Here is a 20,186-nt window from a genome sequence, read left to right as displayed (position 1 = left end):
GCGCTGACCACGACGTGTGCGCCCCCTCCCCTCGGCGGTTGCAGAATTCGCTATTTCCAGGTATATTACTGGAAATATTCGAGGACATCATGGGAAATTCGCAGAAGCGCGCCATCCAGAATTATCGATCGCGCCTCGGCAAGCGCGGCTTGGCTCGTTTTGAAGTGCTCGGCCGGGATGCCGATCGCGATCTTATTCGTTCGTTCGCCAAGCGCCTGTCGGAGGATTCGCCAGAGGCCTCCGAGCTTCGCGCCGCCGTGCGCAAGTCGATCGCGGGCGAGCCACCTCGGCCGGGCGGCATCCTCGCCGCATTGCGTCGCTCGCCGCTCGTGAGCGCCGATCTCGATCTGTCTCGCTCTCGTGAAAAGGGCCGCAAGGTCGACCTATGACGCGCTATCTCCTGGACACCAACATCATCAGCAACGTCGTCAAGCCGCGGCCATCCGAATCCCTGATGTCGTGGATGTCGATGCAGCGCGATGAGGATTTGTTCATCGCCTCCTTGACCATCGCAGAAATCCGCCGCGGCATTCTGGAAAAGCCGCGCGGCAAGAAACGCGACATTCTCGACGTCTGGTTCTCCGGGCCTGAAGGACCGCAGGCGCTTTTTGCCGGCCGCATCCTGCCCTTTGACGACCAGGCGGGACTCGTCTGGGCCCGCCTGATGGCCGAAGGCAAAGCGGCGGGCAAGCCGCGAAGCGCGCTCGACACGATCATTGCCGCCGTCGCCGACACAAAACGACTGTGTCGTGGTGACGGATAACGAAAAGGACTTCGTTGGAATCAAGGTCTTCAATCCGGTGCGCGGATGAGCCGGATCGAGTTGTAGGATGGGTGGAGCGCAGCGAAATCCATAATCGTGCAGCACTCGCGGAAGCACGATGGGTTTCGCTCCGCTCTATCCATCCTACGCGCTGTCACCGTAATCCCTAATCTGGGCGAAAGACCCGCGCGCCATACGGCAACTTGACCGTGCCTAGTGATTTTAGCGGCTTGTCATATACGATTTTAAGCAATCGCCTAGGCACCACCATCTGCTTGACTAGATCATCCTCAAATCGCTCGATATCACGGCTACGGTAAATCACCTTGCCCTGCAGGCCCTCAAGTTCGAGCGGGTCGTCCTCTTCCTTGAGATAATTTTTACCTCCGACGAAGACACCTTTGACGATGTTGCCGTGCCCAATTTTCACGTCGGCAGTCACAACCTGCCCCTTTCCGGGCAACGAAAACATCTTATTTGCCTGGTCGGCTAGCGCGCCCGCAATAAAATCGAAGCTATCCTTTAGCTCGCTGTATTGTTCCAGCTCGAACACTTCGTTGAAGCAGTTTGCTTTAGGCTCCTTCCTCAGTTCGCCGTTGGAATCGAAGAATATCTCAAAAAGAATGCCGTCCAAGAGAGCTTTCCGCTTAGCCGGTTTCATATCGACTGTGCGATCCCTAAAATTCGCTATCCAGTTGATTGCCGCGTTGGCTGAGCCACTTGCCGCTTGCAGAATGTTTCGGCCCAACACGAAGAGACTATCGGCAGATGCGCCATTGAGCTCTTGGCCCGTCACGCTTTCCAGGGCCGGGTTTTGAGTATACCAATTCTGGCTCTTTAGCGCACGGATGACCCTATGTGATCGTTTGCCGTCGTCCAAGGTGAAGAGCTTATCCTTGATTGCGGTGGCACTGTAATTTTCGATGCTCGCAGCAGTACTGAGATGAAAATAAAACTCACCAGCTAGAGATGTATGCTCCCACGAGATTTGCTTCTGATTGGTCGCAGCACCCAGCGTGTTACGCACCCGCTTAAACATCGCCTCTACTGGCAGATCCGGTTCTTCAATATGTTTCAGCAAAGCTTCCGTATACTGGCCATTGCGGCCGGCACCGTCCCCCGATAGCTGGCCCGGAGAGGTTGCGTAAGCTACAAGCGTCCCGCGCGGCGCGTAAACCGGCGCCAAACCACGTGGCTTTCCTCTCCACTTGCGTTCGAAGGGATTGTCCCGGCATGCATCGAGAATAATTATGCTTGTGCGCGTAGAGCCATCCTTAGGCTCCATTCGACCTATCACCTCATTCAGTGAAAGGGCACCTGCTTCCACATCTGTCTTGTCGTCAGCCTCAGTATCCCGAGCAATCAGGTAGTTGATACCATCGACCTCAACGCCATGGCCGGCGAAAAAGAAAATCGATACTGCCCCGCCATCGTCACAGGACCTGCCGAACTCCTTCAACCCTTTCTTCATCTCCTTAAAAGTGGCGTTTATTAACTTAGCGACGCTAAAGCCCCCGTCAGCAAGCGCTTTGGCAATATCATCAGCGTCGTTGGTGGGATTTTTGAGATTGGAGCCGTGATCATACTTTGCATTGCCGATGACGAGCGCGTTGAGACGGGGCATCTAGGTTTCCAGTTGAGAGTTGTCGCATCCGGGGGAAGCGTCCTTCTCCGGCGTTCATCGCCTATATCGCCCCCTACTCCCACTCAATCGTCCCCGGCGGCTTGCTCGTCACATCATACACCACCCGGTTCACGCCCTTCACCTCGTTGATGATGCGCGTCGCCGTCTCGCCCAGGAACTTCATGTCGAACTGATAGAAGTCCGCGGTCATGCCGTCGGTTGACGTCACCGCGCGCAGGCCGACCACGAAGTCATACGTGCGGCCGTCGCCCATGACGCCGACCGTCTTCACCGGGAGCAGCACGGCGAAAGCCTGCCAGATGTCGTCGTAGAGGCCGTGCTTGCGGATCTGGTCGATGTAGACGGCGTCGGCCTTGCGCAGGATGTCGAGCTTGTCCTTGGTGATCTCGCCGGGGCAGCGGATGGCGAGGCCGGGGCCCGGGAACGGGTGGCGGCCGACGAAGATTTCGGGCAGGCCGAGCTCGCGGCCTAACTTGCGCACCTCGTCCTTGAACAGCTCGCGCAAGGGCTCGACGAGCTTCATGTTCATGCGCTCGGGCAGACCGCCGACATTGTGGTGCGACTTGATGGTGACGGAGGGGCCACCGGTGAAGGAGACGCTCTCGATCACATCGGGATAGAGCGTGCCCTGCGCCAGGAAGTCGGCGCCGCCGATCTTCTTGGCCTCGGCCTCGAACACCTCGATGAAGAGGCGGCCGATGGTCTTGCGCTTCACTTCCGGGTCGGTGACGCCTTCGAGCTCGCCGAGAAACTGCTTGGAAGCATCCACGTGCACGAGCGGGATGTTGTAGTGGTGGCGGAACAGGTCGACCACCGTCTTGGCTTCGTCGAGACGGAGCATGCCGTGATCGACGAACACGCAGGTGAGCTGGTCGCCGATCGCTTCGTGGATCAAGACGGCCGCGACGGCTGAATCGACGCCGCCGGAGAGGCCGCAGAGCACCTTGCCCTTGCCGACCTGGGCGCGGATCTTGGCGATCTCCTCCTCGCGGAAGGCACGCATGGTCCAGTCACCGGAGAGACCTGCGATCTTGCGGACGAAATTGCGGATCAGCTTGGCGCCGTCGGGCGTGTGCACCACTTCGGGGTGGAACATCAGGCCGTAATATTTGCGCGTCTCGTCCTGGATGATCGCGAACGGCGCGTTCGGCGAGGTGCCGGCCACCGAGAAGCCCGGCGGCATCTTGGTGATGCGGTCGCCATGGCTCATCCAGACGTGGTTCTTGCCGCCCGGCGACCAGACGTCCTCGAACAGCTTGCTCGGCGCCTTGACCTCGACATCGGCGCGGCCGAATTCGCGGTGATGGCCGCCTTCGACGGTGCCGCCGAGCTGCTCCGCCATGGTCATCTGGCCGTAGCAGATGCCGAGCACGGGCACGCCGGAGGCGAAGATCAGCTGCGGCGCGCGCGGGGAGCCTTCCTCATGCACCGACTCCGGCCCGCCGGAGAGGATCACCGCTTTCGGCTTCATCTCGTTGAAGGCGGCTTCGGCCTTGTTGAACGGGACGATCTCGCAATAGACGCCGTCCTCGCGCACGCGGCGCGCGATCAGCTGCGTCACCTGGCTGCCGAAGTCGACGATGAGAATCTTGTCATGCGCCGAGGCCACGGAGGGCGTCGACGCGGAGCGGTCGTGCTGTGCTGCTGTCATGGCAAGCAGATACGCGACGTGCGACCGGCCCGCAACCGCGCGGGGCACGCACCCACATTCTTCTTTGGGCATGGACAAATGAAAATAGGTCAGTATTGTTGACCCAATTTGCTCCGGATCACACAGGAGCCATCAGGGAGAACGCTCGTGTCACAGCACCATCAGCCATCAACGCTTGCCGCGCTGGGCCGGACCTGGGTCGAGGCCTGGAATGCGCGCGATCTCGAGCGCGTGCTGACGCTTTACGACGAGGACGCCGTGATGACGTCCGACCGCATCCCCATGATGGGGTTCGATGCCAGCGGCACCGTGCGCGGCAAGGCGGCGTTGCGGTCCTATTGGGGCAAGGCGCTCGGGCTGATCCCGAACCTGCATTTCACGGTGATCGAATTGTTCGTCAGCCCGGACAGCGTGGTCGTGTTCTACGAGAACGAGCGGGGCAAGCGGATCTGCGAATATCTGCGGGTGAACGAGGCCGGGCTGATCGTGCAGGGCTCGGCGAACCATCTGCCGCACTGACGTCGCCGCCGGCGCGCCTTCAGCGCTTGCGCGCGCCGGCCTTTCTCACCCTGGTGTCCGACCATGTCAGTGGCCGGCCGGCCCGAGACGGAAGCACGAGCTTGCCGACCGGCTGGCCCGCCTCGTCCACCAGATCGGAATGCACTTCGCCTCGAGCGTACAGATTGGCCTCGCCCCACTGGCGCAGGCTGACGACGACCGGGAACAGGTCGCGCCCCTTCTTCGTCAGCGCATATTCCTGATAGGCGCTGCCGTCGGAGGCCGGAACCGCTTCGAGCACGCCGAGCTCCACCAGCCTGTGCAGGCGCGCACTCAGCATGCCCTTGGCAATGCCCAGATTCTTCTGGAAATCGCCGAACCGGCGCAAGCCATCGAAGGCATCGCGCACGATCAGCAGCGACCAGACGTCCCCGATGGCATCGAGCGCGCGCGCCACCGGGCAGCTCGCCTCGGCAAAACCGGTCCGCTTCATTCGCAGCTCCCTTCAGACTGGTCCTAAAATAAGACTGGACAGCACCTGATGCAACTGGTCTTATTTTAAGACCAGTTGGAATACGCCGGAGACGACGATGACGGGGAACGACACCGCGACAGCGGGACTGAAAGCCGGTGACATCGCCGGCAACTTGACCGGGCGCGGGCTCTCTCCAGCGATGGCGCTGCTGTTCGCGCTGACCTGCGGCCTGAGCGTCGCCAACATCTACTTCGCGCAGCCCCTGCTCGACGCGATGGCGCACGACCTCGACATCGCGCCCGCCGCGATCGGCATGGTGGTGACATTCACCCAGATCGGCTACGCGCTCGGCCTGATCCTGATCGTGCCGCTCGGCGATATCAGGGATCGCCGCCGCCTGATCGTCGGCCAGACCGTGCTGTCGGCCGTCGGCCTCGTCGTGGTCGGCACTGCGACGCACGCCGCGGTGTTGCTGGCCGGAATGGCGCTGGTCGGCGTGCTGGCCGTCGTCGTCCAGGTCCTCGTTGCCTTTGCGGCGACGCTCGCGACGCCGGACGGGCGCGGCCGCGCCATCGGCACCGTCACCAGCGGCGTGGTCGCGGGCATCCTGCTGGCGCGGTTCGCCTCCGGCGCCCTTGCCGATATCGGCGGCTGGCGCATGGTCTACCTGGTCTCGGCCGGCCTCATGCTTAGCCTGGCCGCCCTGCTTCTGCGCGTGCTGCCGCCCGGCCGGCCGAGCGCGATGGCCGGAGCGTCCTACAAATCGTTGCTGCGCTCGACGGCCGCGCTGTTTGCCGAGGAGCCGCTGCTGCGCGAGCGCGCGCTGTTTGCGTTCCTGATCTTCGCCGATCTCAACGTGTTCTGGACGTCGATCGTGCTGCCGCTCTCGGCGCCTCCCTTCGCGCTGTCGCACACCACGATCGGGTTGTTCGGCATCGCCGGATTCGCCGGAGCACTCGCGGCGCGCAATGCCGGGCGCCTCGCCGATCTCGGATGGGGCCAGCGCACCACCGGGCTCTCGCTGATGCTGATGCTGGCGGCATGGGCCCCAATCGCCTGCCTGGAAACCTCGCTCTGGTTCGTGGTCGCAGGTGTCATCATGCTGGATTTCGGGCTACAGGCCGTGCATGTGACCAGCCAGAGCCTGCTCGTCGCCGCGCGCCCGGATGCGGCCAGCCGACTGATCGGCGGCTACATGGTGTTCTACTCGGTCGGAAGCGCTGTTGGCGCGATCGCGTCGACGATGGTGTATGCGATGGCCGGCTGGAACGGCGTGTGCATGCTCGGCGCCGGGATCAGCGCCGCCGCGCTGCTGGTCTGGGTCATGATTGCGAGCAGGATGCAGGTGCCGGGCGAGTGCGCACTGACGCACCAGCAAAGATGAGGACTGCGGCAATCGCATCCGATAACAAAGGCTCCGCCGGCACCAAGACAGGACCTCCTCATGAAGCTCCCCACCTCCCCCTTTACCGTCACCGACTGGAGCACGGTCAGCCCGACCACACATGCCGGCGAGCGCGGTGAGGCCATTTGGCGCACGCTCAACATCGGCGATCTCCGGGTCCGGATGGTGGAATATTCGCCGGGCTATCTGGCCGACCATTGGTGCGATCGCGGCCACGTGCTCTACGTGCTGAAGGGCGAGCTGGACAGCGAGCTGCGCGACGGGCGCAAATTCAAGCTGACGGCGGGGATGAGCTACCAGGTTTCGGACTTCGGCGACGCCGCGCACCGGTCCTCGACCGCGACGGGGGCGACGCTCTTCATCGTGGACTGAGATCCGCCCGACGGTTTATTTGCACCGCAAAATAGCAAAGTCGCGCGACGTGCCGGGTCGCGGGTGATGCCTTGAACTGGCCCCAAATTCTCGCTATATTGTGATCATCGATACTTGGCCGAACGACTGGGCCGCTTCGCTTCGTTGCTGACGGGCGCGCACGCTTCAGATGACTTCTCCAAACATCGACTGAACAGGACTATGGGCGCAATTCTGCGTACCGGTCCACGTGCGTAGGCTCTTTAACTAACTAAAGGAAATTCCCATGGCTATGGGCACCGTGAAGTGGTTCAACACCCAAAAGGGTTATGGTTTCATCCAGCCGGACGACGGCCAGAAGGACGTGTTCGTGCACATCAGCGCCGTCGAGCGCGCTGGCCTCTCCTCCCTCAACGAGGGTCAGAAGGTCTCGTTCGACATCGTCGCCGATCGTCGCAGCGGCAAGTCCTCGGCTGACAATCTCCGCGTCGGCTAACGCCAACGCACCGTTCTGACCACGGACGTACCGGCAGAACGCTAAGCTTGAAAACCCCGCGACCGGGATCCGGTCTGCGGGGTTTTTGTTTGGGCAACTGTCATTCCGGGGCTCGCGGAATCCATCGAACCGCACATACTGCCGCGCGATGGATTCCGGGCTCGCCCTGCGGGCGCCCCGGAATGACGGCGGAGTTTGGTCAGCCGACCTTCTTCAACACCGACACGAAAAACCCGTCGGTCCCGGTCCGCCGCGGCGTCATCAGCCAACCCTCCGGCGACTGCAGCGCGGCCTCGCCGAACGCCTCCGCCTTGTCCCAGAGCACGCTCGCGTTCTGCTCGGGCGGGACGGGCGCGAACTCGGGATGGCGCGCGACGAATGCCCTCACCTGCTCGCCGTTCTCTTCCGACAGCACCGAGCAGGTGATGTAGGCGATGCGGCCACCGGCCTTCACCAGCGGCACCGCGCGCTCCAGCACCTCGGTCTGGTCGCGCAGGCGAATCTCCAGCGCGCCGGGGCGCATGCGCCATTTGGCGTCGGGGTTGCGGCGCCAGGTCCCGGTTCCCGTGCAGGGCGCATCGATCACGACGAGATCGGCGGTGCTGCTTATGTCGGCCAGGGGATCGGCGTCGCCCTTGGGCGTGCGGACATCGGCATTGTGGACGCCGGCGCGTGACAGCCGTTCGTGGATCGGCGCGAGCTGGCGCTTGTCGCTGTCGGTCGCGATCAGCCGGCCCTTGCCCTGCATCAGGGCAGCGAGCGCCAGCGTCTTGCCGCCCGCACCGGCGCAGAGGTCGATCACCTGCTCGCCGGGCTTTGCCGCGGTGAACTGGGCGGCCAGCTGCGAGCCCTCGTCCTGCACTTCAATCGCGCCCTTGATGAAATCCTCCTCGGCCTGGATGCCGGGGTTGCGCGCATCGGCCGAAAGCGCGATCCGCAAGCCCGTTGCCGACCAGGGCGTCGGTTTCGCATGAAGATGAGCAAGCGACTGCAGCGCCTTGTCGCGATTGGATTTTAGCGTGTTGACGCGCAGGTCGAGCGGCGCCCGGCTGGCCATCGCGGCCGCCTCCGCCGCGCGGTCCTCGCCGAACACTTTTGCAAGGTGCGAATCGAGCCATTCCGGATAGTCGCCGGCAATCGCGGCCGGCGCGTCCTTGAGGGAACGATGGCTGAGCGCCGCCTCCTCGGCCTCGGTCAGCGGCGCCGGCGCGAAGCGGCTGCCGTCGAACAACGCGCCCATCGTGGCCGTGTCCATGTCGCGCTCGAGCCGGAGCATGCCGATCAGCCGGGCACGCGCGGTATCCGACTCCATCAGGAACGCGCTCGAGGCATAGCGGCGCAGCACGTCCCAGACCAGGCCGGCGATGGCGGCGCGGTCGCCCGAGCCGGCAAAGCGGTGCGCGGTGCCCCACTCCTTCAGCGCCTTGGCCGCGGGCACGCGGTCCTTCTCGATGGTGTCGATCAGTTCGATGGCTGCGGACAGCCGGGCAGCGGGAGTCATTTGAATCTTTCAGGTCAGGATCGGCGCGCAAGCGTCAGATCAACAACAGCATCTTCAGCGCGAAGTAGATCCACATCGCGAGCAGCACCAGCACGCCGGCGAGCCAGGCCATGGAGCGGCGGCCGAGATCGTTCGAGGACACGAACACCCCGGCATGGGCGAACCGCGTCACCACGAACACCCAGGACATCAGCACGATGAAGAGATCGGCATGGCGCAAAGGCAGCGCCACCGCGATCAGGACATAGAACAGCACCGGCAGTTCGAACTGGTTGCGGTAGCAATTGGCGAACTGCGTGGCGCCCTTCGGCCAGTTCGGCTCGCCGAGTGCAATGTCGCGAATTTTGGTTTCGCCCGCGACCAGGGTGCGGCGGCGCGCCAGCACCATGCCGATCAGCAGCGCGAAGGTGAGCCCCACCTGCACGAACACAGGCAGCAGAACCATCTGGATGGACATCGGAACTTTCCCGTAAGGCGGCAAGCCGCGGACCGTCATTAGCCGCGTCTGCTGGTCCTGACAATCAACGAGTTGAACCGGCGTTCCCGTGTCCGCGACCAACTGCCGATCATTAAAGCGATTTTGCCCCTTCGGGCCGCACCGCATCCGCCTCCGCCTGCCCGCCGAGCCGCATCGCGCCGTCGCGTTCGGCCCCTGGCACCTCGCCGACCGCATCGCCTCGCCGCTCGCCGACACCGTCGCGCCGCAAGACGCCTACACGATCCGCTACCGCGTGCTTTAAACTTTGTTCGCTGCGATCCATGCCCGCGCCGTCATCGTTCCGACGCGCCAGCACGGGTACGATGATCGCATGTCCGAATTTCGCCTGACGCAGATTTCCGACACTCATCTCGGCCGGCGCTTTCCCGGCCTGATCGCCAACTTCCAGGCGATCAGCGAGCATATCGACGGCAACCGGCCCGATCTCGTCGTCAACACCGGCGACGTCGCCTTCGACGGGCCGACCAGCCGCGACGATGTCGTCTTCGCAAAAGACCTGCACGACGCCCTGCCCGTCGCCTGCCGTTACCTCCCCGGCAATCACGACATCGGCGACAATCCGACTGCGGTCGGCCCGGCGCCGAAGCCGCCGGTCACGGAAGCGCAGCGCCGGCAGTTCTGCGACCTGATCGGCGAAGACCATTGGTCGTTCGAGGCCGCCGGCTGGTGCTTCATCGGCCTCAACTCGCTAGTGATGAATTCAGGGCTCGCCTTCGAGGCCGAGCAGTTCGACTGGCTGGCTTCCGAGATCGCGCGCACGGACGGCAGGCCGGTCGCGTTGTTCCTGCACAAGCCGCTGTTTCTCAACCTGCCCGACGATGCTGAAACTCCGGAGACCGCGATCCGCTACGTGCCGCAGCCGGCGCGGGCACGGCTGATCGAGATGTTCGGGACGATCGATTTGCGCCTCATCGCCAGCGGCCACGTCCATCAGCGACGCGATTTCAGCTATCGCCACACCCGCCATGTCTGGGCGCCCTCGGCGGGCTTCGTTATCAACGACGCACGGCAGGACCGGATCGCGATCAAGCAGGTCGGCCTGGTCGAATACCGCTTCCGGCCCGACAGTTTCGAGGTCCGCCACGTCAGGGCCGCGGGTCAGGTCGATGTCGACATCGAGGAGCTGCTCGCCCAGATGGGCGGCGAGCATTGAGGCGCGCCGATCGGCTCAGGCGACGCTCTTGAGGTCCTGCTGGATCGCGACGAGCAGGGATTGCAGCGCCTCGCTGCTCACCGGCTTGGCCGCGAGATCGTTGGCGGGCGGCTGCCCGACAGACTGCGCGGCCTTGACCGGGCGCTTCGGGAATGGCGGGGGCGGTGCCGGCATCGCGGGGCGGGCAATATCGCCCTCCTGGTCGACACGGACGAACTTGCCATGGATGACGTCATCGTGACGGCCCATGATGAACATGGCCGTCCAATAGCCGGCGGCCAACAGGATTACGCAGAAAACACTGATCTCTAACATCGCAGCACCTAAATATGCCCAATGATTCAATGCCTTCGCGGTCCCGTCAATGAACAGCCGGTCACACCTGCGGCTTTTACGGGCAGGTGTGACCATTTGGTGACTGTTTCTTAACTATGCCCTGGGCGGCGTTCGGCAGCTAAGCCGCGGAAGTCCCACTTCCTGTCGCCCTAGGCCTTGTCCGGCCCGACCCGGACCAGCTGCTTGCCGAAATTGGCGCCCTTCAGCAGGCCGATGAAGGCACCGGGCGCGCTCTCCAGGCCCTCGGTGACGAACTCCTTGTATTTGACCTTGCCGTCGCGGACCCAAGAGGACATGTCGCGCAGGAAGTCACCATGGCGGGAGGCGAAGTCGGAGACGATGAAGCCGCGGAAGGTCAGCCGCTTGGTCAGCGTCGCGCGCATCATGCTCGCGGCCCATTTCGGAGGCTTGGCCTCGGTGTCGTTGTAATGCGCGATCAGGCCGCAGACCGGCACGCGTGCGAACGGGTTGAGCAGCGGGAACACCGCCTCGAACACGGCGCCGCCGACATTCTCGAAATAGACGTCGATACCGCCAGGGCAAGCCTCTTTCAGCTTGGCGGCGAGATCGGGATCGCGGTGATCGATGCAGGCATCGAAGCCGAGCTCTTTCACGACGTAGTCGCACTTGTCCTTGCCGCCGGCGATACCGACCGCGCGTGCGCCCTTGATCTTCGCGATCTGGCCGACGGCCGAGCCGACCGCACCGGAGGCGCCCGCAACCACGACGGTCTCGCCTGCTTGCGGCTTGCCGATGTCGAGCAGGCCCGTGTAGGCCGTCATGCCGGGCATGCCGAGCACGCCGATCGAGGTCGAGATCGGCCCGAGCCTGGGATCGACCTTGATCAGGCCCTTGCCGTTCGAGATCGCGTGAGACTGCCAACCGGTCCGTGCACGGACGATGTCGCCCTTGGCGAAATCCGGATTGCTGGAGGCGGCAACCTCGCTGACCGCCTCGCCTTCCATCACGCCGCCGACCGGCACCGGCGCGGCATAGGACGGACCATCACTCATGCGCCCGCGCATATAGGGATCGAGCGACAGCCAGATCGTGCGCAGCAGGACTTCGCCCGCCGCGGGTACCGGAACCGCGAATTCCTCGATGCGGAAATCAGATGGTTTGGGTTCGCCGACGGGACGCGCGGCGAGAACGATGCGCTTGGCTTGGGACATGTTGGCTTCCTCCGAATTGTGTTTCGGCGCGAACGGAAGCGGAGGGAGCGAGGCGCGTCAATACAAAAGCGGAGGAGTTGCACGACGCAAAGCACGCTCGCGTGTCCCGGACGCGCTGCAACGCGCAGCGTTGCTGCGCAGAGCCGGGATCCAGAAGCAACTCAGCAAATGCGTCGACATCAAATGGGTGGACATGGGCCCCGGCTCTGCAGCGCATCACACCGGACGATGCTTCGCATCGCCGGGGGTGCTGCGCCGCGTCCGGGGCACGAGAGCGGAGCGGAAGGCTCCAGCGAACGACTAACCCCCGCCCGGATAGTTCGGGCTCTCGCGCGTGATGGTGACGTCGTGGACGTGGCTCTCGCGCAGGCCCGCGCCGGTGATGCGGACGAACTGGGCCTTCTCGTGCAGCTCCTTCATGTCCTTTGCGCCGACATAGCCCATCGCGGCGCGCAGGCCGCCGGCGAGCTGGTGCATGACATGGCCGACCGCGCCCTTGTAGGGCACCTGGCCCTCGATGCCTTCAGGGACGAGCTTGAGCGTGTCCTTGATGTCCTGCTGGAAATAGCGGTCGGCCGAGCCGCGCGCCATCGCGCCGACCGAGCCCATGCCGCGATAGGCCTTGTAGGAACGGCCCTGCCACAGGAACACTTCGCCGGGCGTCTCGTCGGTGCCGGCCAGCAGCGAGCCGACCATGGCGATATCGGCGCCGGCGGCGAGCGCCTTGGCGAGATCGCCGGAGAACTTGATGCCGCCGTCGGCGATGACGGGAATGTCGGCCTTCTTCGCCGCCTCGACCGCATCCATGATCGCGGTGAGCTGGGGCACGCCGACACCGGCGACGATGCGCGTGGTGCAGATCGAGCCCGGACCGATGCCGACCTTGATGCAGTCAGCGCCCGCGTCGATCAGTGCCTGCGTGCCTTCGGTGGTGGCGACGTTGCCGGCAACGACCTGAACCGAGTTGGACAGGCGCTTGATCCGGTTCACGGCATGCAGCACGTGCCGGGAATGGCCGTGCGCGGTGTCGACGACGATGAGATCGACGCCGGCATCGATCAGCCGCTCGGTGCGTTCGAAGCCGGTATCGCCGACAGTGGTGGCGGCGGCAACGCGCAGGCGGCCCTGCGCGTCCTTGCAGGCGAGCGGATGGGCGACCGCCTTCTCCATGTCCTTCACGGTGACGAGGCCGACGCAGCGATATTGCTCGTCGACCACCAGCAGCTTCTCGATGCGATGCTGGTGCAGCATGCGCCGCGCTTCTTCCTGGCTGACATTCTCGCGCACCGTGACGAGACCTTCATGCGTCATCAGCTCGGAGACTTTTTGCCGGCGGTCGGTGGCAAAGCGCACGTCGCGGTTGGTGAGGATACCGACCAGCTTGCCGGGCGTGTTCTTCCCGGCGCCGGTGACGACGGGAATGCCGGAGATGCCGTGATCGCTCATCAGCTTCAGCGCGTCGTCGAGCGTGGCATCGGGGCTGATGGTGAGCGGGTTCACCACCATGCCCGACTCGTAGCGCTTGACCTGCCGCACCTGGGCAGCCTGCCCTTCGGGATCGAAATTGCGGTGGATGACGCCGAGACCGCCGGCCTGCGCCATGGCGATCGCCATGCGCGCCTCGGTGACGGTGTCCATGGCCGAGGCCATGATCGGAATGTTGAGCGGAATGGCGCGGGTGACGCGGGAGCGGATGTCGACCTCGCCCGGCATGACATCCGACAGGCCTGGCTTCAACAGCACGTCGTCGAACGTAAGGGCTTCGCGAATGCCTTGTTGCACCGTGGCCATGTGCCAACTCCTTCCGCGGCCCTGCCGCAAATGCTTATGGATGAGCGCCACCCTCGGCGTACCTTGCGGCATCGCCTGAGAATCGGAGCCCATCGGTGGGGTTGACGCGGGTCGATAGCACGGCCGTGTGACGAATCAAAGCAATTCGGATGGCTGGCCAGCCATGCACAGGCTTTTTACGTAAATTCAGCGGGGATAGCCGGGCTCTGGCCCATCCGCCGTCATTCCGGGCGCGACGAAGTCGCGAACCCGGAATCCACCGCGCAGCGTGTGACCCAATGGATTCCGGGCGGCGCCCGGAATGACGGAGGGAGGCACGCCGTCGTCACGCAGGATTTAGGTGCTATGCGTCGATCCGCAATGGTCGCGGCTGGACGGCGGTGGTAAGCCGCAACTCCACCCTCTTCCGATTTTCATTAACAATCCGTCATGGTCGACAAGCAACGCGTCATTCCGCTGATCGTGGCCACTGCTCTCTTCATGGAGAACATGGACTCGACAGTGATCGCCACTTCGCTGCCGGCGATCGCGGCCGACATCGGCACCAGCCCGCTGACGCTCAAGCTCGCGATCACGTCCTATCTGCTGTCGCTCGCGGTGTTCATCCCGGCGAGCGGCTGGACCGCGGACCGGTTCGGCGCACGGATGGTGTTCGCGATCGCGGTCGGCGTGTTCATGGTGGGGTCGATCGGCTGCGCGCTCTCGGGTTCGGTCACCGATTTCGTGTTCGCGCGCATCCTGCAAGGCATGGGCGGGGCCATGATGACGCCGGTCGGGCGTCTCGTGCTGCTGCGCTCGGTCGACAAGAGCGCGCTGGTCAACGCCATGGCCTGGGTGACGGTCCCTGCCCTGATCGGTCCCGTGATCGGCCCGCCGCTCGGCGGCTTCATCACCACCTATGCGTCCTGGCACTGGATCTTCCTGATCAACATTCCGATCGGGCTGCTCGGCATCTTCATGGCGCTGCGCTTCATCGACCCGATCAAGAGCGAGGAACGCGAGCCGTTCGACCTCTATGGCATGGTGCTGGCGGGCATCGGCCTCGCCGGCATCGCCTTCGGCCTGTCGGTTGCCGGTCTCAACCTGCTGCCATGGAGCACCGTCGCCGCACTGATCGCGGGCGGCGCGATCTCGATGACGCTTTATGTCATCCACGCCCGGCGCACCGGGTCTCCGGTGCTCGATTTCTCGCTCCTGAAGCTGCCAACGCTGCGCGCGGCCGTGTTCGGCGGCTTCCTGTTCCGGCTCGGCATCGGCGCGCTGCCGTTCCTGCTGCCGCTCCTGATGCAGATCGGCTTCGGGCTGTCGCCGTTCCATTCGGGCCTCGTCACCTTCGCCTCCTCGCTCGGCGCGATGGGCATGAAGACGCTGGCGGCGCGCATCATCCGCACCTTCGGCTTCCGCAATCTGATGACCGTGAACGCGATCGTCAGCGCGTTCTTCCTCGCAGTCTGCGCGCTGTTCACGGTGACGACGCCGCTGCTCATCATCATGGTCATCCTGGTGGTCGGCGGCTTCTTCCGCTCGCTCGAGTTCACCGCGATCAACACGGTCGCCTATGCCGACGTCGAGACCGCGCAGATGAGCCGCGCCACCACGCTGGTCAGCGTCAACCAGCAGCTCGCGGTGTCCGCCGGCGTCGCCGTCGGCGCGGCATGCGTGGAAACGACGATGTGGTTCAACCATGTCAGCGAAATCGACGCCACCGTGTTCGCCCCCGCCTTCCTCGTGGTCGCGCTGACCTCGGCGGCATCGAGCTGGTTCTTCTGGCAGATGCCGGTCGACGCCGGCGACGAGATCTCCGGCCGCAGGGCCGTGGAGATCGCCAGCCGCAAAGGCGCCGGCAAGGGCGCGGAGAAGGCGGCGGTCAAGGCAGCGTCCGAGGATACGCAGGACGTCCGCGATCAAAGGTTGGGGTGAAGACCTCCTCGGTCATTCCGGGGCGATGCGCAGCATCGAACCCGGAATCCATCGCACCGCAAGATCCGTAGAGATATGGATTCCGGGCCGCCTCTTCGAGGCGCCCCGGAATGACCGAGCACGAGGCTATGCCGATCCGACACCTCGAAATCCCGTCGCCAGCACGTATCGCTCCGAGGAATCCTGCCGGCTCGCCGCCGGCTTCACATGGCGCACCGTCGCAAAGTCGCGCTTGAGCTGGGCGAGCAGATCGGCGTCGGCGCCGCTCTGGAATGCCTTGGCCAGGAACGTCCCGCCGGGCTTGAGCACGTCGCAGGCAAAGGCGGCCGCGGTCTCGATCAGGCCGACGATGCGGAGCTGGTCGGTCTTGCGGTGACCGGTGGTGTTGGCGGCCATGTCGGACATCACGAAGTCGGCGCCGCCGCCGAGCATGGCCTTGAGCTTTTCCGGGGCATCGTTGTCCATGAAGTCGAGCTGGGCGAAATCGACGCCCGCAATCTCAGGCATCTCCAGCAGATCGATCGCGACGACCTTGCCCTTGCCGTCGACCGAGCCGACGCGCTTGGCGGCGATCTGGCTCCAGCCGCCCGGCGCGGCGCCGAGATCGACCACCGACATGCCGTGCTTGAGCAAGCGATATTTGTCGTCGATCTCGAGCAGCTTGAAGGCGGCGCGCGAGCGATAGCCCAGCGCCTTCGCCTTCACCACATAGGGGTCGTTGAGCTGCCGCTCAAGCCACAGCTTCGACGACAATTTGCGCTTGCCGCCGGTCTTGACCTGGACGTGCAAGCGGCCGGTGGTGTCCTTGGCCATCTCACCAGCTCCTGAGGGCGCCGTCCTCGCGCATCATCTCGACCAGCATGCCCTCGCGCAGGCCGCGGTCGGCGACGCGCAGGCGCGGCAACGGGAAGGAGCGCCTGATGGCATCGAGAATGGCGCAGCCGGCGAGCACGAGATCGGCACGCTCGACGCTGATGCAGCTGTTGTTGGCGCGTTCCTCGTAGCTCATGCCGAGCAGCTTGTTGATGGTCGCGGTAATGTCGGTATCGTTCATCCAGATGCTGTCGATGCGGCGCCGATCGTAGCGCGCGAGATTGAGGTGGATGCCGGCGAGCGTCGTTACCGTGCCCGAGGTGCCGAGCAGGTGCATGTCGGCGAGATCGCCGCCGTGCACGTCGGCGAACGGCGCGACGTGGTTGGCGACCTCCTGCTCCATCGCGGCGTAGATCTCCGGCGTCACGTCGCGGCCGCCGAACTGCTCGGCGAGCGTGACCACGCCATAGGGGATCGACATCCAGGCTTTTATGCGCGGCTGCGGATTGTCTGCGTCGCGCTCGATTCTCACCAATTCGGTCGAACCGCCGCCGATGTCGAACAGGATCGCGCCGCGTCCCCTGGGGTCGACCAGCGGCGAACAGCCGACCACCGCGAGCGCGGCCTCGGTCTCGCGGTCGATCACCTCCAGCTCGATGCCGGTCTCGGCCGCGACGCGGCTGCGGAACCCCTCCGCGTTCGAGGCCGCGCGGCAGGCCTCGGTTGCGATCAGCCGCAGCCGGCGAGCCTTGCGCAAATTGATCTTGTCACGACAAATGCTGAGTGCGGCGATGGCACGCTCGATCGCGGCCTCGCTGATGCAGCCGGTCGACGAGACCCCCTCCCCGAGCCGGATGATGCGCGAGAAGGAATCGACGACGCGAAAGCCCTCCTGGGTCGGACAGGCGATCAGCAGCCTGCAATTGTTGGTGCCGAGGTCCAGCGCCGCATAGACGCCGGTTCCCGACGCCTGCGCGCCGACGGCCGGTTCGGTGGCCAACGCCACCGCCGCCATCGACCCCTCCAGCTCACCGTGCGGCGCATGGCCGTCGCGGAGCCGCGTGTGGTCATTCATACAAACTGTCTTTCCGCGGCCGGTCGGGCCGGTCTGGAATTGATTTTTCGCCTGAAACCTTAGCAGCGCGGCGGGTATGCGCAACAACGCATCACATGGGACCATGCCCATTCGTGCGTTGTCGTGAACGGGGCGGTGGGTTATTTGAGGAGAGCCCGGTGCCCCGCTGCCGCGAAATTGCGCAAATGCCGGCTTTTCAGGTCAATTCCATGCAAGATCACACCTCATCGTCCACGCTCGAAAACGCTATTGCACTGCAAAAATACGGCGTCGGGCAGCCTGTCCGCCGCAAGGAGGACGACACCCTGGTGCGCGGCAAGGGCCGCTATACCGACGATTTCAACCTGCCCGGCCAGGCCTATGCCGTGGTCGTTCGTTCCACCCACGCCCATGGCCTCATCCGCGGCATCGGCATCGACGCCGCCAAGGCCATGCCGGGCGTGCTGGGCGTGTGGACCGGCAGGGATCTCGATGCCGCCGGCTACGGTCCCTTCACCTGCGGCCTGCCGCTCAAGAGCCGCGACGGCTCGCCCCTCCTCCAGACCAACCGCCAGCCGCTCGCGACCGACAAGGTCCGCTTCGTCGGCGATCCCGTCGCCTTCGTGGTCGCCGAGACGCTGGCGCAAGCGCGCGATGCCGCAGAGGCGGTCGAGCTCGACATCGAGCCGCTGCCGGCGGTCACCGATCCCGAGGAAGCCGCAAAACCCGGCGCGCCGCAGCTCTACGACCACATCCCTGGTAACGTCGTGCTCGACTACCATTATGGCGACACGGACAAGGTCAACGCGGCCTTCGCCAGCGCCGCCCATGTCACCAAGGTCGACATCGAGAACACCCGTGTCGCCGTCGTCTCGATGGAACCGCGCGTCGGGCTGGCCTCCTACGACAAGAAGACCGAGCGCTACACGCTTCAGGTACCGACGCAGGGCGTCGCCGGCAACCGCGCCAACCTCGCCAAGAACCTGAAAGTGCCGAACGAGAAGGTGCGCATCCTCACCGCCAATGTCGGCGGCTCCTTCGGCATGAAGAACATCAACTATCCCGAATACATGTGCATCCTGTACGCGGCGAAGGAATTGGGCAAGCCGGTGAAGTGGCTCGACGAGCGCTCGACCGCCTTCCTTTCCGACAGCCACGGCCGTGCGCAGAAGATCCATGCCGAGCTCGCGCTCGACGCCGAGGGGCTTTTCCTCGCGGCCAGGCTTGAAGGCTTCGGCAATCTCGGCGCCTACATCACCGGCGTCGCGCCGGGGCCGCTTTCGCTCAACACCGGCAAGAACTTTTCCAGCGTCTACCGCACGCCGCTCATGGCCGTCGACATCAAGGTGGTCTTGACCAACACCACGCTGATGGGCGCCTATCGCGGTGCCGGCCGGCCCGAGGCGAACTATTACATGGAGCGGCTGATCGACCGCGCCGCCGACGAGATGGGCATCAACCGGCTGACCTTGCGCAAGCGCAATTTCATCAAGCCGAGCCAGATCCCGTTCGCGGCGTCCTCCGGCGTCACCTATGACAGCGGCGACTTCCAGGCCGTGTTCAACAAGGCGCTCGAAATCTCGGACCACGAGAATTTCGCCAAGCGCAAGAAAGAGAGCAAGAAGGCCGGCAAGCTGCGCGGCATCGCCGTCGGCTCCTATCTCGAGGTCACCGCACCGCCGAGCCCGGAGCTCGGCAAGATCGTGTTCGATGCTGACGGCACCGTGCAGCTCATCACCGGCACGCTCGATTACGGCCAGGGCCATGCCACGCCGTTCGCGCAAGTGCTGAGTGCGCAGCTCGGCGTCCCCTTCGAGAGCGTCAAGCTCGTGCAGGGCGACAGCGACATCGTCCACTCCGGCAACGGCACCGGCGGCTCGCGCTCGATCATGGCGACCGGCCAGGCCATCGTGGGGGCTGCCAAGCTCGTCATCGAGAAGGGCAAGCGGGCAGCTGCGCATATGCTCGAAGCATCCGAAGCCGACATCGAATTCGAAGGCGGCAGCTTCACCATTGCCGGCACCGACCGCAGCATCGACATCATGGAGCTCGCCAAGCGCTTGCATGACGGCAAGACGCCGGAGGGCGTGCCCGACAGCCTCGACGTCGATCACACCAGCGAACCGGTCGCCTCGGCGTTCCCGAACGGCTGCCACGTCGCCGAGGTCGAGATCGATCCTGATACCGGCGTGGTGCAGATCGTGCGCTACAGCGCGGTCAACGATTTCGGCACGGTGGTCAACCCGATGCTGGTCGCAGGCCAGCTCCATGGCGGCGTCGTGCAAGGTATCGGCCAAGCGCTGATGGAGCACATCCGCTACGATGAGAGCGGCCAGCCGATCACGGGCTCGCTGATGGACTACGCCCTGCCCCGCGCCGAGGACGTTCCCAACATGACGGTCGGCGATCACCCGGTGCCTGCAACGACCAATCCACTCGGCAGCAAGGGCTGCGGCGAAGCCGGCTGCGCCGGCAGCCTGTCGACGGTGGTGAACGCCGTGCTTGACGCCTTGTCCGAGTACGGCATCAAGCACATCGACATGCCGCTGACCTCGGAGCGGGTGTGGCGGGCGATCCAGGACGCGAAGAAAAAGGCGGCATAGCGGAAGCGTAAGAGCCTACGCTCTCTCCGCCGTCATGGCCGGGCTTGACCCGGCCATCCA

General features: G+C 64.5%; 18 protein-coding genes and 2 pseudogenes. 10 read left to right on the top strand and 10 right to left on the bottom strand.

Annotation, left to right across the window (positions count from 1 at the left end; genetic code table 11):
• Positions 1-89: 89 nt before the first annotated feature.
• Positions 90-389 carry a hypothetical protein gene (locus CIT39_RS14820; RefSeq protein WP_094974590.1) on the top strand — a complete coding sequence of 100 codons (300 nt, stop codon included), beginning with the start codon at positions 90-92 and terminating at the stop codon, positions 387-389.
• Positions 386-812: pseudogene (locus tag CIT39_RS14815) on the top strand (PIN domain-containing protein). The gene CIT39_RS14820 and the pseudogene CIT39_RS14815 overlap by 4 nt, the downstream one beginning before the upstream one ends.
• Positions 813-929: 117 nt before the next feature.
• On the opposite strand, the gene CIT39_RS14810 reads toward CIT39_RS14815, so the two are convergent.
• Both CIT39_RS14810 and guaA read right to left on the bottom strand, forming a co-directional pair.
• On the bottom strand, positions 930-2,387 hold the full coding sequence (locus CIT39_RS14810; RefSeq protein ID WP_094974592.1) for a caspase family protein: 1,458 nt from the start codon (positions 2,385-2,387) through the stop codon (positions 930-932).
• 73 nt (positions 2,388-2,460) lie between these two features.
• Positions 2,461-4,059 (bottom strand): glutamine-hydrolyzing GMP synthase, encoded by a 1,599-nt coding sequence (gene guaA, locus CIT39_RS14805; RefSeq protein WP_094974751.1) that lies wholly within the window; start codon positions 4,057-4,059, stop codon positions 2,461-2,463.
• 147 nt (positions 4,060-4,206) lie between these two features.
• On the opposite strand from guaA, the gene CIT39_RS14800 reads away from it, so the two are divergent.
• On the top strand, positions 4,207-4,578 hold the full coding sequence (locus CIT39_RS14800) for a nuclear transport factor 2 family protein (RefSeq protein WP_094974593.1): 372 nt from the start codon (positions 4,207-4,209) through the stop codon (positions 4,576-4,578).
• A 19-nt stretch (positions 4,579-4,597) separates the two neighbouring features.
• On the opposite strand, the gene CIT39_RS14795 is transcribed toward CIT39_RS14800, so the two are convergent.
• Positions 4,598-5,050 carry a winged helix-turn-helix transcriptional regulator gene (locus CIT39_RS14795; protein WP_094974594.1) on the bottom strand — a complete coding sequence of 151 codons (453 nt, stop codon included), beginning with the start codon at positions 5,048-5,050 and terminating at the stop codon, positions 4,598-4,600.
• Between the two features lie 97 nt (positions 5,051-5,147).
• Here CIT39_RS14795 and CIT39_RS14790 point away from each other — a divergent pair, with 97 nt between their 5' ends.
• From CIT39_RS14790 to CIT39_RS14780, 3 genes are all read left to right on the top strand, one after another.
• Positions 5,148-6,416: an MFS transporter gene (locus CIT39_RS14790; RefSeq protein ID WP_094974595.1), complete on the top strand. Its 1,269-nt coding sequence runs from the start codon at positions 5,148-5,150 to the stop codon at positions 6,414-6,416.
• Positions 6,417-6,476: 60 nt separating this feature from the next.
• Entirely contained in the window at positions 6,477-6,809 is a 333-nt protein-coding gene (locus tag CIT39_RS14785) for a DHCW motif cupin fold protein (RefSeq protein WP_094974596.1), read from the top strand.
• A gap of 265 nt (positions 6,810-7,074) precedes the next feature.
• Positions 7,075-7,284 (top strand): cold-shock protein, encoded by a 210-nt coding sequence (locus CIT39_RS14780; RefSeq protein WP_008141931.1) that lies wholly within the window; start codon positions 7,075-7,077, stop codon positions 7,282-7,284.
• Between the two features lie 199 nt (positions 7,285-7,483).
• On the opposite strand, the gene CIT39_RS14775 is transcribed toward CIT39_RS14780, so the two are convergent.
• Together CIT39_RS14775 and CIT39_RS14770 are read right to left on the bottom strand one after the other, a co-directional pair.
• Positions 7,484-8,785, bottom strand: a complete 1,302-nt coding sequence (locus tag CIT39_RS14775) for an RsmB/NOP family class I SAM-dependent RNA methyltransferase (protein ID WP_094974597.1) — start codon at positions 8,783-8,785, stop codon at positions 7,484-7,486.
• Positions 8,786-8,819: 34 nt separating this feature from the next.
• Positions 8,820-9,242 carry an MAPEG family protein gene (locus tag CIT39_RS14770; RefSeq protein WP_094974753.1) on the bottom strand — a complete coding sequence of 141 codons (423 nt, stop codon included), beginning with the start codon at positions 9,240-9,242 and terminating at the stop codon, positions 8,820-8,822.
• Positions 9,243-9,375: 133 nt separating this feature from the next.
• Between CIT39_RS14770 and CIT39_RS14765 the strand changes: the two are divergent.
• Positions 9,376-9,525: pseudogene (locus CIT39_RS14765) on the top strand (acriflavin resistance protein); the annotation flags it as partial.
• A 69-nt stretch (positions 9,526-9,594) separates the two neighbouring features.
• A complete protein-coding gene (locus CIT39_RS14760; protein WP_094974752.1) occupies positions 9,595-10,437 on the top strand; it encodes a metallophosphoesterase family protein in 843 nt (280 codons plus the stop codon).
• Between the two features lie 15 nt (positions 10,438-10,452).
• On the opposite strand, the gene CIT39_RS14755 is transcribed toward CIT39_RS14760, so the two are convergent.
• The 3 genes from CIT39_RS14755 to guaB form a co-directional block, all read right to left on the bottom strand.
• A complete protein-coding gene (locus CIT39_RS14755; protein WP_094974598.1) occupies positions 10,453-10,752 on the bottom strand; it encodes a hypothetical protein in 300 nt (99 codons plus the stop codon).
• Between the two features lie 170 nt (positions 10,753-10,922).
• On the bottom strand, positions 10,923-11,945 hold the full coding sequence (locus CIT39_RS14750) for an NADP-dependent oxidoreductase (RefSeq protein WP_094974599.1): 1,023 nt from the start codon (positions 11,943-11,945) through the stop codon (positions 10,923-10,925).
• Positions 11,946-12,245: 300 nt separating this feature from the next.
• Positions 12,246-13,736, bottom strand: coding sequence for an IMP dehydrogenase (guaB, locus tag CIT39_RS14745; RefSeq protein ID WP_094974600.1), 1,491 nt, complete (start codon positions 13,734-13,736; stop codon positions 12,246-12,248).
• 429 nt (positions 13,737-14,165) lie between these two features.
• Here guaB and CIT39_RS14740 point away from each other — a divergent pair, with 429 nt between their 5' ends.
• Complete coding sequence (locus CIT39_RS14740; RefSeq protein ID WP_094974601.1) at positions 14,166-15,656, top strand: MFS transporter; 1,491 nt, start codon at positions 14,166-14,168, stop codon at positions 15,654-15,656.
• Positions 15,657-15,782: 126 nt separating this feature from the next.
• On the opposite strand, the gene CIT39_RS14735 is transcribed toward CIT39_RS14740, so the two are convergent.
• On the bottom strand, positions 15,783-16,469 hold the full coding sequence (locus CIT39_RS14735; RefSeq protein ID WP_094974602.1) for an RlmE family RNA methyltransferase: 687 nt from the start codon (positions 16,467-16,469) through the stop codon (positions 15,783-15,785).
• 1 nt (position 16,470) lies between these two features.
• Positions 16,471-17,544: a Ppx/GppA phosphatase family protein gene (locus CIT39_RS14730; protein ID WP_094974603.1), complete on the bottom strand. Its 1,074-nt coding sequence runs from the start codon at positions 17,542-17,544 to the stop codon at positions 16,471-16,473.
• 209 nt (positions 17,545-17,753) lie between these two features.
• Here CIT39_RS14730 and CIT39_RS14725 point away from each other — a divergent pair, with 209 nt between their 5' ends.
• Entirely contained in the window at positions 17,754-20,126 is a 2,373-nt protein-coding gene (locus CIT39_RS14725; protein WP_094974754.1) for a xanthine dehydrogenase family protein molybdopterin-binding subunit, read from the top strand.
• Positions 20,127-20,186 lie beyond the last annotated feature (60 nt).

Origin of the sequence: Bradyrhizobium symbiodeficiens, from assembly GCF_002266465.3 — a bacterium.
Classification (GTDB): domain Bacteria; phylum Pseudomonadota; class Alphaproteobacteria; order Rhizobiales; family Xanthobacteraceae; genus Bradyrhizobium; species Bradyrhizobium symbiodeficiens.
The sequence above is the reverse complement of the archived record's forward strand: the minus strand, read 5'-3'. Positions and strand labels throughout refer to the sequence as shown.

Bases quoted from the DNA above. Each gene is read 5' to 3' on its own strand.
- CIT39_RS14820 (WP_094974590.1), top strand. From the start codon at position 90: ATGGGAAATTCGCAGAAGCGCGCCATCCAGAATTATCGATCGCGCCTC.
- CIT39_RS14810 (WP_094974592.1), bottom strand. From the start codon at position 2,387: ATGCCCCGTCTCAACGCGCTCGTCATCGGCAATGCAAAGTATGATCAC.
- guaA (WP_094974751.1), bottom strand. From the start codon at position 4,059: ATGACAGCAGCACAGCACGACCGCTCCGCGTCGACGCCCTCCGTGGCC.
- CIT39_RS14795 (WP_094974594.1), bottom strand. From the start codon at position 5,050: ATGAAGCGGACCGGTTTTGCCGAGGCGAGCTGCCCGGTGGCGCGCGCG.
- CIT39_RS14790 (WP_094974595.1), top strand. From the start codon at position 5,148: ATGACGGGGAACGACACCGCGACAGCGGGACTGAAAGCCGGTGACATC.
- CIT39_RS14785 (WP_094974596.1), top strand. From the start codon at position 6,477: ATGAAGCTCCCCACCTCCCCCTTTACCGTCACCGACTGGAGCACGGTC.
- CIT39_RS14780 (WP_008141931.1), top strand. From the start codon at position 7,075: ATGGCTATGGGCACCGTGAAGTGGTTCAACACCCAAAAGGGTTATGGT.
- CIT39_RS14775 (WP_094974597.1), bottom strand. From the start codon at position 8,785: ATGACTCCCGCTGCCCGGCTGTCCGCAGCCATCGAACTGATCGACACC.
- CIT39_RS14770 (WP_094974753.1), bottom strand. From the start codon at position 9,242: ATGTCCATCCAGATGGTTCTGCTGCCTGTGTTCGTGCAGGTGGGGCTC.
- CIT39_RS14760 (WP_094974752.1), top strand. From the start codon at position 9,595: ATGTCCGAATTTCGCCTGACGCAGATTTCCGACACTCATCTCGGCCGG.
- CIT39_RS14755 (WP_094974598.1), bottom strand. From the start codon at position 10,752: ATGTTAGAGATCAGTGTTTTCTGCGTAATCCTGTTGGCCGCCGGCTAT.
- CIT39_RS14750 (WP_094974599.1), bottom strand. From the start codon at position 11,945: ATGTCCCAAGCCAAGCGCATCGTTCTCGCCGCGCGTCCCGTCGGCGAA.
- guaB (WP_094974600.1), bottom strand. From the start codon at position 13,736: ATGGCCACGGTGCAACAAGGCATTCGCGAAGCCCTTACGTTCGACGAC.
- CIT39_RS14740 (WP_094974601.1), top strand. From the start codon at position 14,166: ATGGTCGACAAGCAACGCGTCATTCCGCTGATCGTGGCCACTGCTCTC.
- CIT39_RS14735 (WP_094974602.1), bottom strand. From the start codon at position 16,469: ATGGCCAAGGACACCACCGGCCGCTTGCACGTCCAGGTCAAGACCGGC.
- CIT39_RS14730 (WP_094974603.1), bottom strand. From the start codon at position 17,544: ATGAATGACCACACGCGGCTCCGCGACGGCCATGCGCCGCACGGTGAG.
- CIT39_RS14725 (WP_094974754.1), top strand. From the start codon at position 17,754: ATGCAAGATCACACCTCATCGTCCACGCTCGAAAACGCTATTGCACTG.